At 66.8% G+C, this 13,339-nt stretch carries 13 protein-coding genes; 4 read left to right on the forward strand and 9 right to left on the reverse strand.

Annotated features, from left to right (window positions below; translation table 11 throughout):
• Positions 1-153 precede the first annotated feature (153 nt).
• The 9 genes from pncA to PMI14_RS03105 all read right to left on the reverse strand — a co-directional run bounded on the left by pncA (position 154) and on the right by PMI14_RS03105 (position 9,681).
• Positions 154-879, reverse strand: coding sequence for a bifunctional nicotinamidase/pyrazinamidase (gene pncA, locus PMI14_RS03065; protein WP_007849394.1), 726 nt, complete (start codon positions 877-879; stop codon positions 154-156).
• A 71-nt stretch (positions 880-950) separates the two neighbouring features.
• Entirely contained in the window at positions 951-1,706 is a 756-nt protein-coding gene (locus tag PMI14_RS03070) for an ABC transporter ATP-binding protein (protein ID WP_007849395.1), read from the reverse strand.
• On the reverse strand, positions 1,703-2,503 hold the full coding sequence (locus PMI14_RS03075) for an ABC transporter ATP-binding protein (RefSeq protein WP_007849396.1): 801 nt from the start codon (positions 2,501-2,503) through the stop codon (positions 1,703-1,705). The genes PMI14_RS03070 and PMI14_RS03075 overlap by 4 nt, the downstream gene beginning before the upstream one ends.
• Positions 2,500-4,395 carry an ABC transporter permease gene (locus PMI14_RS03080; protein WP_007849397.1) on the reverse strand — a complete coding sequence of 632 codons (1,896 nt, stop codon included), beginning with the start codon at positions 4,393-4,395 and terminating at the stop codon, positions 2,500-2,502. The genes PMI14_RS03075 and PMI14_RS03080 overlap by 4 nt, the downstream gene beginning before the upstream one ends.
• A 140-nt stretch (positions 4,396-4,535) precedes the next feature.
• A complete protein-coding gene (locus PMI14_RS03085; protein ID WP_085947265.1) occupies positions 4,536-5,735 on the reverse strand; it encodes an ABC transporter substrate-binding protein in 1,200 nt (399 codons plus the stop codon).
• 94 nt (positions 5,736-5,829) lie between these two features.
• On the reverse strand, positions 5,830-6,414 hold the full coding sequence (locus PMI14_RS03090; protein ID WP_007849399.1) for an amino acid synthesis family protein: 585 nt from the start codon (positions 6,412-6,414) through the stop codon (positions 5,830-5,832).
• Positions 6,415-6,458: 44 nt separating this feature from the next.
• Complete coding sequence (locus PMI14_RS03095; RefSeq protein WP_007849400.1) at positions 6,459-7,100, reverse strand: amino acid synthesis family protein; 642 nt, start codon at positions 7,098-7,100, stop codon at positions 6,459-6,461.
• Between the two features lie 20 nt (positions 7,101-7,120).
• Positions 7,121-8,044, reverse strand: coding sequence for a UPF0280 family protein (locus PMI14_RS03100; RefSeq protein ID WP_007849402.1), 924 nt, complete (start codon positions 8,042-8,044; stop codon positions 7,121-7,123).
• Positions 8,045-8,058: 14 nt separating this feature from the next.
• Entirely contained in the window at positions 8,059-9,681 is a 1,623-nt protein-coding gene (locus PMI14_RS03105) for a hypothetical protein (protein WP_007849405.1), read from the reverse strand.
• A gap of 175 nt (positions 9,682-9,856) precedes the next feature.
• Between PMI14_RS03105 and fdxA the strand changes: the two genes are divergently transcribed.
• The 4 genes from fdxA to PMI14_RS03125 all read left to right on the forward strand — a co-directional run bounded on the left by fdxA (position 9,857) and on the right by PMI14_RS03125 (position 13,206).
• A complete protein-coding gene (gene fdxA / locus PMI14_RS03110) occupies positions 9,857-10,186 on the forward strand; it encodes a ferredoxin FdxA (protein ID WP_007849406.1) in 330 nt (109 codons plus the stop codon).
• 69 nt (positions 10,187-10,255) lie between these two features.
• The gene (locus tag PMI14_RS03115; protein ID WP_007849408.1) at positions 10,256-11,029 is read left to right on the forward strand and encodes a ferredoxin--NADP reductase; all 774 of its coding nucleotides are present in this window, start codon (positions 10,256-10,258) and stop codon (positions 11,027-11,029) included.
• A gap of 60 nt (positions 11,030-11,089) precedes the next feature.
• The gene (locus tag PMI14_RS03120) at positions 11,090-11,776 is read left to right on the forward strand and encodes a TetR family transcriptional regulator (RefSeq protein WP_007849410.1); all 687 of its coding nucleotides are present in this window, start codon (positions 11,090-11,092) and stop codon (positions 11,774-11,776) included.
• A gap of 242 nt (positions 11,777-12,018) precedes the next feature.
• Positions 12,019-13,206 carry an amidohydrolase family protein gene (locus PMI14_RS03125; RefSeq protein WP_007849417.1) on the forward strand — a complete coding sequence of 396 codons (1,188 nt, stop codon included), beginning with the start codon at positions 12,019-12,021 and terminating at the stop codon, positions 13,204-13,206.
• Positions 13,207-13,339 lie beyond the last annotated feature (133 nt).

Here is a 13,339-nt window from a genome sequence, read left to right on the forward strand (position 1 = left end):
CGGTCAGGCGGCAGCCCCCGATGGTTTGCAAGTCCCGTGCCCATGGCCCAGGCGGATTTGGATTCAATCGGATAACTAGGCGGGGAGCCGCAGACAGTGCTGTAGCACGGCAAGGCGACCCAACTATCGTTTACGTTTGAAGGCAAATCCGCATCAGGCGATGTCCAGGTCGCTCGACTGGATGCGCTTAATCCCCTTGGCCTTCATCTGCTTCCAGGCCGCCTCCAGCGAGCCATTGAGGTCGATGCCGCGGCAGGCGTCTTCCACCACGTAGGTTTCGAAGCCCAGCCGCTTGGCGTCCAGGGCCGTCCAGGCCACGCAGAAGTCGGTGGCCAGGCCGGTCACGAACACGGTCTTGATGCCGCGCTGCTTGAGGTAGCCCGCCAGGCCCGTGGAAGTCTTGCGGTCGGCCTCCTCGAAGGCCGAGTAGCTGTCCACATGCTCGTGGAAACCCTTGCGCAGGATCACCTGGGCCTGGGGCAGTTTCAGGTCCTTGTGCAGTGCGGCATCGTCGGTGCCGCGCACGCAGTGGTCGGGCCACAGCACCTGCTGGCCGTAGCTCAGTTTCGTGGTCTCGAAAGGGTTCTTGCCGGCATGCGTGCTGGCGAACGAGGCATGGCCCGGCGTGTGCCAGTCCTGCGTGACGACCACGTTCTCGAACGCGGCAGCGATGCGGTTGATGACCGGCACCACCTCGTCGCCCTTGGCCACCGGCAGCGTGCCACCGGGCACGAAGCAGTTCTGCACGTCCACCACGATCAACGCCGCTCGCTCGCCCGGCTTGATCTTCGTCTGTGCCCACGACAGGGGCATGCCTGTACCGGCCAGCGCGAAGGCGGCGGCCGATTGGAGGAAGTGGCGGCGGGGGGCAAGGCGCATGGTGACAACTCCGGTAGGGAACACACACACAAAATGGCAAGGGCCGGATGGGCCAATGCCAGGGAATAGCCTCAGACGCTCAGGTAGGACCTGCGCACCTCGTCGTTGGCGGCCAGCTCGGCCATGGACGCCTGGTAGCGGATCTGGCCCTTCTCGAGCACGTAGGCCCGGTCGGACACAAGCTCGGCGAAATGCATGTTCTGTTCGGACAGCAGAATGCTCACGCCCTGGGCCTTGAGCTCCAGGATCATCTGCGCCATCTGCTCCACGATCACCGGGGCCACGCCTTCGGAGGGCTCGTCCAGCAGCACCAGGTAGGGGTTGCCCATCAGCGTGCGCGCCACGGTCAGCATCTGCTGCTCGCCGCCGCTCATGCGGCCGCCGGGGCGCTGGGGCATCTCGCCCAGGTTGGGGAACAGCTTGAACAGGGCCTCGGGCGTCCACAGCGGCGCGGCCGTGCCGTCGGGCCAGTGGCGCGCCGGCTGGCGGCCCACCTCCAGGTTTTCCATCACCGTGAGGTCGGTGAACACACGCCGGTCCTCGGGCACGAAGCCCAGGCCCAGGCGCGCCGCATCGTGCGGGTCGCTTTTCGACAGGTCCTTGCCCATGAAGCCGATCTGGCCCTTGCGCTTGGCCAGCATGCCCATCAGCGTCTTGAGCGTGGTGGACTTGCCCGCGCCGTTGCGCCCCATCAGGGCCACGACCTCGCCGCGGCGCACGTCGAGGTCCACGTCGTACAGGATCTGCGCCGCGCCGTACCAGGCCTGCAGGCCCTTGGCCTCGAGCAGCACTTCCGTGGGTTCACTCGTCGTTGTCATCGTCATCATGCGGTCTCCGCAGGCGTGGCCACGGGGGCGGCACCGGCTGTCTTTTTCTCGAAGGTCTTGCCGGTGCCGAAGTACACCTCCTGCACCTTGGGGTGGTCGCGCAGTTCCAGGGGCTTGCCCTCGGCGATCAGGCGCCCGCGCGCCAGCACGATCATGCGGTCGGCATAGGCGAACACCACGTCCATGCTGTGCTCGGTGAACAGCACGGCCATGCCGCGGTCGATCACCAGCTGCTTGGTCAGCGCCATGAGCTCATTGCGCTCCTTGGGCGCCATGCCGGCCGTGGGTTCGTCCATGAGCAGCAGCTTGGGCGCATTGGCCATGGCGATGGCCAGTTCCACGCGCTTCACGTCGCCGTAGGCCAGCACGCTGCAGGGGCGGTCGGCCTGGGCCTTCATGCCCACCTGTTCGAGCAGGGCCAGGGCCTCGTCGCGCTTGTGGTCGGAGGCCTTGCGGAACATCGAGAACAGGCGGCTGTCGTTGGAGATCAGCGCCATCTGCACGTTCTCCACCACGGTCAGCGAGGAGAAGGTCTCGGCGATCTGGAAGGTGCGGCCCACGCCCATGCGCCAGATGTCGCGTGGCTTGCGGCCCACGAGCTCCTGGCCGTTGAGCTGGATCGAGCCCACGTCGGCCGCCAGCTGGCCGTTGACCATGTTGAAGGTGGTGGACTTGCCGGCGCCGTTGGGGCCGATCAGGGCCAGCAGCTCGCCGGCTGCCAGCTCGAAGTGGATGCCGTCGACGGCCTTGACTCCACCGAAGGACTTGCCCAGGCCGGTGACTTTGAGCAGGCTCATGCTGCCTCCTTGGCTTCGCGCTTGTTGTCGAAGAGTTGCTTGATCGCACCGGCAATGCCCTGCGGGAACAGCAGCACCAGGATCAGGATGATGGCGCCCAGCATCGCGCGCCAGTAGTCGGTGTTGCGCGCCACGGTGTCGTGCAGCCAGGTGAAGGTGACAGCCCCCACCACCGGACCGGCCAGCGTCTGGATGCCGCCCAGCAGCACCATCACCAGGCCGTCGACCGACTTGCCCACGTGCAGCGCCTCGGGCGAGATGCTGCCCTTGGAGAAGGCGAACAGCGCACCGCCCAGGCCCGCGAACAGGCCGGCGATGACGAAGGCCGTCCATTGCATGCGCTTGACGTCGATGCCGATGGCATCGGCGCGCAGCACCGAGTCGCGCCCGGCGCGCAGCGCATAGCCAAACGGCGAGAACAGCACCCGGCGCAGCGCCAACACACCGCCCACCACCAGGGCCAACGTGAGGAAGTAGTAGTTGCGCTTGTCCGACAGCCATTGCGCCGGCCACACGCCCGTGAGGCCGTTGCTGCCGCCGGTGAAGCCATCCCACTGGTAGCAGATGGCCCAGGTGATCTGCGCGAAGGCCAGGGTCAGCATGGCCAGGTACACGCCCGACAGGCGCACGCAGAACCAGCCGTAGAGCAACGCACCCGCTGCGGCAGCCAGCGGTGCCAGCACCAGGGCCGCTTCCATCGGGATGCCGGCCGAGCGCACCAGCAGCGCGGCCGCATAGGCGCCGAGGCCGAAGTACGCGGCGTGGCCGAAGGAGTGCATGCCCGCCGGCCCCATGATGAAGTGCAGGCTGGCGGCGAACAGCGCCGCGATCAGGAGGTCGATCATCAGCACCGTGAGGTAGGGCGAGCCGGTGGTCACGAAGGGCAGCAGCACCAGCGCGGCCACCAGCACGGCCGCACCGATCTTGTACCAGGGCGGCGAAGCGCGCAGCGGTGCCTCGGGCATGCCGGTGTTGCGGCTGGCGGCCTGGGGCCTGCCCATCAAGCCCCAGGGGCGGGCCACCAGCACGGCGGCCATCACCAGGAACTCGACCACCAGCGTGAGCTTGGAGAACGAGACGCTGTAGCCGAAGATCTCGACCACACCGAGCCAGATGCAGATGGCCTTGATCTCGGCGATCAGCAGCGCGGCCACGTAGGCGCCCGGGATGGAGCCCATGCCGCCCACCACCACCACCACGAAGGCAGCGCCGATGGTGTTCAGGTCCATCTCCAGCGTGGCCGGTTCGCGCGGCAGCTGCAGCGCACCGCCCAGCCCGGCCAGCAGGGCGCCGAGGGCGAACACAGCCGTGAACAGCCAGGCCTGGTTCACGCCCAGGGCGCTGACCATCTCGCGGTCCTGCGTGGCGGCGCGCACCAGCGTGCCCCAGCGGGTGCGGGTGAGCAGCAGCCAGAGCAGGCCCAGCACCACCGGTCCGACGACGATCAGGAACAGGTCGTACGAAGGGAATTGCCGCCCCAGGATGTCCACCGAGCCTGACAGGCCCGGCGCACGCGGGCCGAGCAGCTCCTCGGGGCCCCAGATCCAGAGCGCGGCGTCCTTGATCACCAGCACCAGCGCGAAGGTGGCCAGGAGCTGGAACAACTCGGGCGCTTTGTAGATGCGGCGCAGCAGCACCACCTCCACCAGAGCGCCGAGCGCGCCGACGACCACGGCCGACAGCAGCAGCGCGGGCCAGAAGCCCATGCCGGTGCCCAGCTTGGCCACCAGCGAGTAGGCGACGTAGATGCCCACCATGAAGAACGAGCCATGCGCGAAATTCACGATGCGCGTGACGCCGAAGATCAGCGACAGCCCGGCGCCCACGAGGAACAGCGAGGAAGCCCCCGCCAGCCCATTGAGCAGCTGAACGATAAAACTCGAAAAACTCATTCCAGATCCTTCGGGGTCACGGCAAAGGTTGTCCCTCGGGCATGTCATCTGCCCGTTGTGTGCTTGTGGGGTTGCAATATGGCTGCAGCGGCCGGCAGGCGCAAGGGCCTGCCGAAACCGCAGCCAGCCGGGGCCGGCGCTCAGTCGGCCGGGCGCATCTTCTTGACTTCGTCGTTCGAGGGCTGCACCTTGGCGCCGTCCACGTAGCGGTAGTCGACCATCACGCCCTTGCCACCCTCGTTCTTGGTGCGGCCCACGTAGCCGCCCATGGTGGACTGGTTGTCCTCGGGGCGGTAGGTGATGCGGCCGAACGGCGTGGGCACCTGCAGGCCCTTGAAGGCGACGACGAGCTTCTCGGTGTCGGTGGAGCCGGCCTTCTTGATGCCCTCGCCCAGCGACTTGATGGCGCTGTAGCCCACGACCGAGCCCAAGCGCGGGTAGTCGTTGAACTTGGCCTGGTAGGCCGTGTGGAAGGCCTTGTGCTCGGGCGTCTGCAGGCCGTACCAGGGGTAGCCGGTGACGATCCAGCCAGTGGGGGCCTCGTCCTTGAGCGGGTCCATGTACTCGGGCTCGCCGGTCAGCAGGCTGACCACTTCCCGGTCTTTGAACAGGCCGCGGGTGTTGCCTTCGCGCACGAACTTGGACAGGTCGGCACCGAACAGCACGTTGAAGATCGCGTCGGGCTTGGCGTCGGCCAGGGCCTGCACCACACTGCCCGAGTCGACCTTGCCCAGCGGGGGCGCCTGCTCGACGACGAATTCCACGTCCGGCTGGGCCGCCTTGAGCAGTTGCTTGAAGGTGGCCACGGCCGACTGGCCGTATTCGTAGTTGGGGTAGACCAGCGCCCAGCGCTTTTTCTTCAAGGCCACGGCCTCGGGCACCATCATCGACACCTGCATGTAGGTGGAGGGGCGCAGGCGGTAGGTGTAGCGGTTGCCGTTCTGCCAGACGATCTTGTCGGTCAGCGGCTCGCCGGCCAGGAAGAAGAATTTCTTTTGCTTGGCGAAGTCGGTCAGCGCCAGGCCCACGTGCGAGAGGAAGGAGCCGGTCAGCACGTCGACCTTCTCGCGCGAGACCAGTTCCTCGGCGGCGCGCACGGCATCGCCGGGGTTGCCGTTGTCGTCGCGGATCACGAGCTGGACCTTCTTGCCCAGCAGGCCGCCCGCGGCGTTGATTTCGTCCACCGCGAGTTCCATGCCCTTCTTGTAGGGCTCGAGGAAGGCGGGCTGGGCCTTGTAGCTGTTGATCTCACCGATCTTGATGACATCCTGGGCCATCGCAGGAGCGATTGTGGCGGCCAGCGCGGCAGCGGCCGTAGCACGCATGAGGGTCTTTAGCATCGTCATGGAAACACTCCTGATGGATTGGATGGGAGAGAAACAGCGGTGGCAAACAGTATGGGGGAGACGGCGGGTCACGGGTATGGCAATGCGCTCAGCGCAGGCCGTCCTGGCCCTGGATTTCTGCGGTGGTGAGCCCGCCGATGCGTGGCAGCGGGCGCCCGCCGGCCGTGACCACCACGGCCACCACGATTTCATGGGCGCGTGGCGCATCGGCCACACGGGCCTCCATGGCGTCGAAATGGCTGCGCACGTAGGCGGCATCCTTGTGGCCCAGGGGCACATCGATGGCGGCGCCCAGGCCGCCGATCTTCTTGCTCGACGGCACCAGCGCGGCACCTTTTTCCACGGCAACGCGCAGCGGTGCGCCCAGCTTGGGGTGCAGGATGGCGGCGGCATGCTCGAGCTCACCGCCTTCGCCCACGATGGCGGCCTTGCCATAGCTTTCGGCCTGGCCGGGCGCAATGCCCAGAGCGCGCACGCAGCGCTCGCCCAGCAGGGCGCCGAGCTCCTCGCCGATGGCGATCAGTTCGTCGAGGTTCTCCGCATAGCGGCCGGCATAGGGGTTCTCGATGACGGCCATGGCCAGGGCCTTGCGCACCGGCGGGTTCACCTCGCGGCCCATTTCCACGCGCACTTCGTCGGTCTGGACGATGATTTTCCGGATCTTCGCTGGCATGTTCTTGCTCCTTGGTCTCTCGTATCGTTATGGATGCCGGGGGTTCAGCGCAGGCCGTTCCACTGGCTGATGTCGGCGGCCTTGAGCCCGCCCACGCGTGCATGGATGCGCGCGCCGGTGGTCATGGCCAGGATGAAGACGATCTCGTCGGCCCGCGGTGCGCCGGGCACACGCACCTCGATGGCATCGAAGTGGCTGCGCACGTAGCTGGCGTTGATGTGGGTCAGCGGCACATCGAGTGCGGCGCCCGGCCCGCCCACCTTCTTGGTGGAAGGCACGATGGACAGCGCGTTGCCGGGCTGGCCGGTCTTTTCCTCGGCCTGGCCCTTGGCGTAGGCGTTGCGGTCGCCCTTCCAGCCGAGCAGTTCGCGCATGGCGTAGCCGCCGGGCACGTGCCACAGGGCGCCATGCTCGAGCTCGCCGGCGGCGCCGACGATGGCGCCCTTGCCGTAGGTCGCAATGCGCTCGGCCGGCACGTCCATGGCCGCCAGCAGGCGCTGCGCCATGTCCAGGCCCACGTCCTGCAGCGCGTCCATCATGGGCAGGATGTCGGCCTCGTAGCGGCCCGCATAGGGGTTGGTGAGCACCGCGCCGATGGCACCGCGCAGCAGCGGTGCACCAGTCTCGGGCCCGAATTCGTGCCGGATTTCCTCAACATGGGTGAAAACGCGTCGGATCTGGATCATGGGATGGCCTGTGCAATTCATTAAGCAAATACTGAACCAACTTCAACAGCGGCGCCGGATTTCCCCGGTGCGGCCTGCTCCAGCAGGCCGGTGGCCGATGGCGTCGCCATCCATTGCCCCTGGCACGAGAGCAGCGCGCACCACAGGTGCCCGCGAGACTGCAATTCTTGCGCTTTTTCGAGACCGGCCTGCAAGGCCTCGCGCACCAGGGCCTCGGGCAGGTCCGGAACCTCAATCGTCACGGGGATGGTGCCCAGGTCACTGTCGTCCTGGACCTCGCAAGCCGGCCTGCGCACGATGCGGGCATCGCGCACGTTGACGGCATTCGCCACCACGGTCGCAGCGGCGTCGGCCTGGGCGGCCGTGGCCGCCAGGATGGTGACGCTGTCGGCAATGCCCAGCGAGTGGCTGCGCCCGCGCCAGCCACTGGTCGCCACGCCACGCACCGGCATGGTGCTCGCGATGCGAAAGGCGCCGTCGAGCAACAGCCCGCCCTGCAGTTGCACCGCGTCGAGCCCGGCGATGTCGGCATACACCCCGATGCGGGCCGACGCGCCCGGTGCCAGGTGCAGCGCGATGTCTCCGCCATTGTTCACCCAGGCGCGCTGCACGCCGTCCACGGCATAGCAGGCCAGCAGCTCCTGCGCCACCGCGCCCGCCACGGCCGCCATGGGCGTGATGAAGTCCTGGCGGAACGGCTGGCAGGCGCTCCACATGCGGCGCGCCACGGGGCCCTGCAGCGGGCAGTCGCCCGCGCCCACCGGCGCGCGCAGCGTGGGCAGCTCGCGCACCAGTTCCTGCAGCAGCCCCTCGAAGCGCACCCAGGCGCGCGCGTGCGCCGCGGCCACGGCGAGCGCATCGCCCTCGGCCTGCACGATCACGTCCATGGGGCCGTGCTGCAGATGCCAGCGGCCGGCGGACAGCAGTTGTCGGGTGGCTTGCATGGTGGGGTGTGCCCTCAGCCCAACAGCGGGGGACGGCCCAGGGGCCAGGGGTTGGCCGATGGCAGCGCCAGCCAGGACACCGACTGCGGCGCACCATCGTTGTGCCAGGCACCGCGCTCGAGCACCTCGCGCAGGCTGCGCACCTGGTCCATGTGGCCGCCCAGCAGCTCGTAGTCGCTGCGGCGCATGCTGAATTCAATGGGCGCTACGATGGCCGGCGTGGGCACGGTGCCAAAGCTGTTGTCGGGCATGCGCAGCACATCGGCCATCACGGTGATGCCGCCGCCGGGCCAGACATAGGCCGGGGCGCCACCGCAGGTCACGTTGACCAGCGCATTCTTGATGGAGCGCGTGAGCAGCACCGGGTTTTCGGTGACCCCGGCACGCAGGCTGCCGCCGGCCCCGCCCAGGAACAGCACCGAAGTCAGCGAGGGCTCGCAGTTCTCGCCGATGCGGTCGACGATGCGGCGCACCGCGTCGGGCATCTCGGCCTCCACCGGCACCAGCGATTCGTCGAGCACATACCAGCTGGCGTGCTCCCCGGTGGTCGAAGTCATCAGCAGGCGCAAGCCGGGCCAGGCGACCGCCTCGTCCCAGCCTTCGATGATGGACAAGGGGTCGGCGATATCGGTGCCGCCCCAGCCCGTGCCCGGGTTGGCCACCTGGAAGTAGCGGCCCGGCGTGGACTTGCGCCCGCGCATCTTGATGCCCGAGGACTGCATGTCCAGGCAACGCCCGGCCTGGTGCTCGGTGAGCACGCCGGTGATGTGGTCGTCCACCACCACCACCTCGTCGGCCTGGCCGAAGAACTGGCGCGCAAAGATGCCGATGGCGGCCGAGCCGCAGCCCACGCGCATGCGCTGCTCGGCCACGCCGTTGACGATGGGCGCCTGGCCGGCCTGGATCACGAGTTGCGAGCCGCCGTCGATGGTGAGCTCCACCGCCTGCTTGTTGCCCAGGAGCTGCATCATCTCGTTGGCGATGCGCCCTTCCTTCTTGCTGCCGCCCGTGAGGTGGTGCACGCCACCGAGCGACAGCATCTGCGAGCCGTATTCGGCGGTGGTGACATGGCCCACCACTTCGCCCTTGCAGCGCACGTTGGCCTGCTCGGGGCCGAGAAAGCGGTCGGTGTCGATCTTCACCTTGAAGCTGCAGTAGCTGAAGATGCCTTCGGTGACCACGGTGACCATGTCCACGCCATCGACCCGGGAGCCGACGATGAAGGGCGCCGGCTTGTAGTCGGGGTAGGTGGTGGAAGAGCCCACGCCCGTGACGAAGACCTCTTCGGTCAGCAGCAGGTCACCACTCCAGGCGGGCTGCGCTGCGGGTGCCTCCTGGCCCTCGGCACCGGCGTCGGCGGCACGGCCCGCAAACGGCACCAGCACGGCTTCGCCGACCTCCATGGTCTTGCGCAGCAGCACCACGGGATCGACCCGCACCAGCACGCCGGCCTGGTTGGCATAGCGGTCGCAGGCGCCGCTGCGGCCCTCGGAGATCTGGCACAGCACGGGGCAGGCGTTGCACTCCACCTTGGCCACGTTCATGCGCTCGTTGCGCGGCCGGGCGCGCTCGAGCACCTGCGGCAGCTCGGGTGCATCCATGCCGGGAAGGCCGTCGGTCTTGGTGTGTTCAGTCATCGTGGCAACCCATTCCTCGCACCGTTTTCTGTGCTTGTACGTTCATGGCGTTTTGTGTAGCATTCACTTAACTTAAATGTTGTGATCACTACATTTGAGGCGAATGTAGCGCAATCATTCGCAGTCCGCAATAGTGTTTGCGCGCCCCCGGAAATGGTGCACAAGGAGCCCCAAAATGACGCACGTAGTCACAGACGCATGCATTCGGTGCAAGTACACCGATTGCGTGGATGTATGCCCGGTCGATTGCTTCAAGGAGGGGCCCGAATACCTGGTGATCGACCCCGACGAGTGCATCGACTGCGCGGTCTGCATCCCCGAGTGCCCGGCCAATGCCATCTATGCCGAGGACGACCTGCCCGAAGGCATGGAAGTCTTCCTCGAATTCAACAAAAAGCTGGCTCCGGGACTGCCCACTATCACCAAAAGAAAACCGCCTTTGCCAGATGCGGAACAATGGAGGGTTGTGAGCCACAAGCTTTCCGGCCTGGATGTCAGCCTCTGACACCTGCGCCCCCAGTCTTTCAGCCAGCTTTTACACCCCATTTCTCAACTTTTAGCCGACGTTACGACCATGAGCGCCTTTCTTGAAGAACGCGTCCTCTCCGTCAACCACCTGACGGACCGCCTTTTTTCCTTCACCACCACGCGCGATACTGCGCTGCGGTTCTCCAATGGCCATTTCACGATGATCGGCCTGCGCGTGAACGGCAAGCCCTTGCTGCGCGCCTACAGCATCGCCAGCGCCAACTACGAGGAGCACCTGGAGTTCCTGTCGATCAAGGTGCCCGACGGCCCGCTGACCTCGCGCCTGCAGAACATCCAGGTGGGTGATTCCATCGTCGTGGGCAAGAAGCCCACCGGCACCCTGCTGATCGACTACCTGCTGCCCGCCAAGCGCCTGTACATGCTCTCCACGGGCACGGGCCTGGCCCCCTTCCTGAGCCTGATCCGCGACCCCGAGACCTACGAGAAGTTCGAGGAAGTGGTGCTGGTGCACGGCGTGCGCGAGGTCCAGGAACTGGCCTACCACGACTACATCACCAAGGAACTGCCCGAGCACGAGTTCCTGGGCGAGATGGTGAGCAAGCAGCTCAAGTACTACCCCACGGTGACGCGCGAGGAGTTCAAGCACCAGGGCCGCGTGACCACCGTGATCGAAAACGGCCAGCTCGCACGCGACCTGGGCCTGCCGGCCCTGAACCCGGTGGAAGACCGGGTGATGATCTGCGGCAGCCCGGAGATGCTGCGCGACCTCAAGCACATGATGGAAGTGCGCGGCTTCAAGGAAGGCAACACCACCAAGCCCGGCGACTTCGTGATCGAGCGCGCCTTCGCGGAGCAGTAATATCCCGGCAGGCCCGGTCCCTGCATGGCAGGGGCTGCCCTGCCACCCAACGGATCATCCATGTCGGCCACACCCACCAAGACCCGGACTGCTTCCACCCGCGCCCCCTCGACACGCCGCACCGGCGTGCGCGAGCAGGCGGCGCAGACCACGCGCGACAACATCCTCAAGGCGGCGATCAAGGTGTTCGCACGCTACGGCTACGAAGGCGGCAGCGTGGAGAAGATCTCCAAGGCGGCCAAGTCCTTCGACCGGATGATCTACTACTACTTCGGCAGCAAGGAAGGCCTCTTCATCGAGGTGCTCGAAGAGATCTACCGGCGCATGAACGACGCCGAGACGACCCTGGAGATCCGCCTCGAGACCCCCGTCGAGGCACTCAAGGCGGTGGTGCGCTTCGTGAGCCAGTACTACCGCAAGCACCCCGAGTTCGTCACGCTGCTCAACACCGAGAACCTGCACAAGGGCAAGCACATCTCCAAGTCGATGCGCGCGCGCGAGTATTCCTCGCCCGCCGTCTCGGTGATCGAGCAGGTGCTGGCCGCGGGCGTGGCCAGCAAGGAGTTCCGCGCCGACCTGCGCGCGCGCGACCTGTATCTGCTGATCGCCTCCATGGGCTACTTCTACCAGTCCAACCGCTACACGCTCTCGGCCTTCCTGGGCGAGGACATCGACCAGCCCGAGGCGGTGGCCCACTGGGACGAGTTCATGATCGACACCGTGCTCAGGACCGTGCGGGCGTCCTGAGGCGCCAGGCGCCCTCCCCCGGCCCCAAGGCCCATGTCTTGCAGGAACCTCCTGCCGATCCGCGGATTCGGCAGGGCGCAGCCTGGCTGTCTCGCAAACCCGTCTGATTTTCTGGCGACAGCACTTTGCAGTGCTTGCCATCTTGCACGACGCAGGCCTCTTATGTAGTATTCACTACACGAATTGCAGCCCCACGATCGCCGCAGTTTGCCCGTCCATCCCTCCCCCGACTGGAACCCTCCATGGCAGACCTCTCCACTACCGCAAGCTCCGGCAAAGTCGTCATCAAGAACATCGGCCTGCTGCTCTCGGGCGACCTCGAACGCCCCATCCTCGATGCCGACACCATCGTCGTGAACGACGGCCTGATCGTGGCCGTGGGCCGCGAGAAGGACTGCGACACCGAACACGCCCGCACCACCATCGACGCGCGCCAGACCTGCGTGGCGCCCGGCCTGATCGACAGCCACGTGCACCCGGTCTTCGGCGACTGGACGCCGCGCCAGAACCAGATCGGCTGGATCGACTCGACCATGAACGGCGGCGTGACCACCATGGTCTCGGCCGGCGAGGTGCACCTGCCCGGCCGGCCCAAGGACATCGTGGGCCTGAAGGCCCTGGCCATCACCGCGCAGCGCGCGTTCGACAACTTCCGCCCCGGCGGCGTGAAGGTGATCGCGGGTGCGCCCATCATCGAGAAGGGCATGGTCGAGCAGGACTTCAAGGACATGGCCGACGCCGGCGTGACCTTGCTCGGCGAAGTGGGCCTGGGCACCGTCAAGGCCGGCTACGAGGCCCAGCAGATGGTGGCATGGGCGCGCAAGTACGGCATCCAGAGCACCATCCACACCGGCGGCCCGTCGATTCCCGGCTCGGGACTGATCGACAAGGACGTGGTGCTCGAAGCCGATGCCGACGTGATCGGCCACATCAACGGCGGCCACACCTCGCTGCCCTGGAAGCACGTGTGCGAGCTGTGCGAGAAGTCCTCGCGCGCCATCGAGCTGGTGCACAACGGCAACGAGAAGATCGCCATCGAGGCCGCACGCGCCGCCATGGAGCTCAAGTGCCCGCACCGCGTGATCCTGGGCACCGACGGGCCCGCGGGCTCGGGCGTGCAGCCCCTGGGCATGCTGCGCATGATCGCGCTGATCGCAAGCTTCGCCAACATCCCGGCCGAGCTGGTGTTCTGCTTTGCCACGGGCAACACGGCGCGCATCCGCAACCTCAACTGCGGGCTGATCGAAGTGGGCCGCGCCGCGGACTTCGTGTTCATGGACCGCGCCCAGCACACGGCCGGCGCCACGCTGCTCGAAAGCGTGCAGCTGGGCGACATCCCGGGCATCGGCATGGTGATGATCGACGGCCTGGTGCGCTGCGGTCGCAGCCGCAACACGCCACCCGCAACGGAAATCCCCGTGGTGCTCTGAGCCCCGGCCTGGACGCCTTCGGCACACGCCCTTCATAGCCTGCGCAGGCCCACGTGCCTGCGCCACTTCTTTCTTTGTACTGATGGAGTTCCTCCCATGAAAGCAATCGTCGCCGTCAAGCGCGTGGTGGACT

Source organism: Acidovorax sp. CF316, assembly GCF_000276605.1.
Lineage (GTDB): Bacteria > Pseudomonadota > Gammaproteobacteria > Burkholderiales > Burkholderiaceae_C > Acidovorax.

Excerpts from the sequence above, each read along its gene's own strand:
- fdxA (WP_007849406.1), top strand. The coding sequence starts at position 9,857 with ATGACGCACGTAGTCACAGACGCATGCATTCGGTGCAAGTACACCGAT.
- PMI14_RS03080 (WP_007849397.1), bottom strand. The coding sequence starts at position 4,395 with ATGAGTTTTTCGAGTTTTATCGTTCAGCTGCTCAATGGGCTGGCGGGG.
- PMI14_RS03070 (WP_007849395.1), bottom strand. The coding sequence starts at position 1,706 with ATGATGACGATGACAACGACGAGTGAACCCACGGAAGTGCTGCTCGAG.
- PMI14_RS03120 (WP_007849410.1), top strand. The coding sequence starts at position 11,090 with ATGTCGGCCACACCCACCAAGACCCGGACTGCTTCCACCCGCGCCCCC.
- PMI14_RS03090 (WP_007849399.1), bottom strand. The coding sequence starts at position 6,414 with ATGCCAGCGAAGATCCGGAAAATCATCGTCCAGACCGACGAAGTGCGC.
- PMI14_RS03085 (WP_085947265.1), bottom strand. The coding sequence starts at position 5,735 with ATGCTAAAGACCCTCATGCGTGCTACGGCCGCTGCCGCGCTGGCCGCC.
- pncA (WP_007849394.1), bottom strand. The coding sequence starts at position 879 with ATGCGCCTTGCCCCCCGCCGCCACTTCCTCCAATCGGCCGCCGCCTTC.
- PMI14_RS03095 (WP_007849400.1), bottom strand. The coding sequence starts at position 7,100 with ATGATCCAGATCCGACGCGTTTTCACCCATGTTGAGGAAATCCGGCAC.
- PMI14_RS03125 (WP_007849417.1), top strand. The coding sequence starts at position 12,019 with ATGGCAGACCTCTCCACTACCGCAAGCTCCGGCAAAGTCGTCATCAAG.
- PMI14_RS03075 (WP_007849396.1), bottom strand. The coding sequence starts at position 2,503 with ATGAGCCTGCTCAAAGTCACCGGCCTGGGCAAGTCCTTCGGTGGAGTC.
- PMI14_RS03105 (WP_007849405.1), bottom strand. The coding sequence starts at position 9,681 with ATGACTGAACACACCAAGACCGACGGCCTTCCCGGCATGGATGCACCC.
- PMI14_RS03100 (WP_007849402.1), bottom strand. The coding sequence starts at position 8,044 with ATGCAAGCCACCCGACAACTGCTGTCCGCCGGCCGCTGGCATCTGCAG.
- PMI14_RS03115 (WP_007849408.1), top strand. The coding sequence starts at position 10,256 with ATGAGCGCCTTTCTTGAAGAACGCGTCCTCTCCGTCAACCACCTGACG.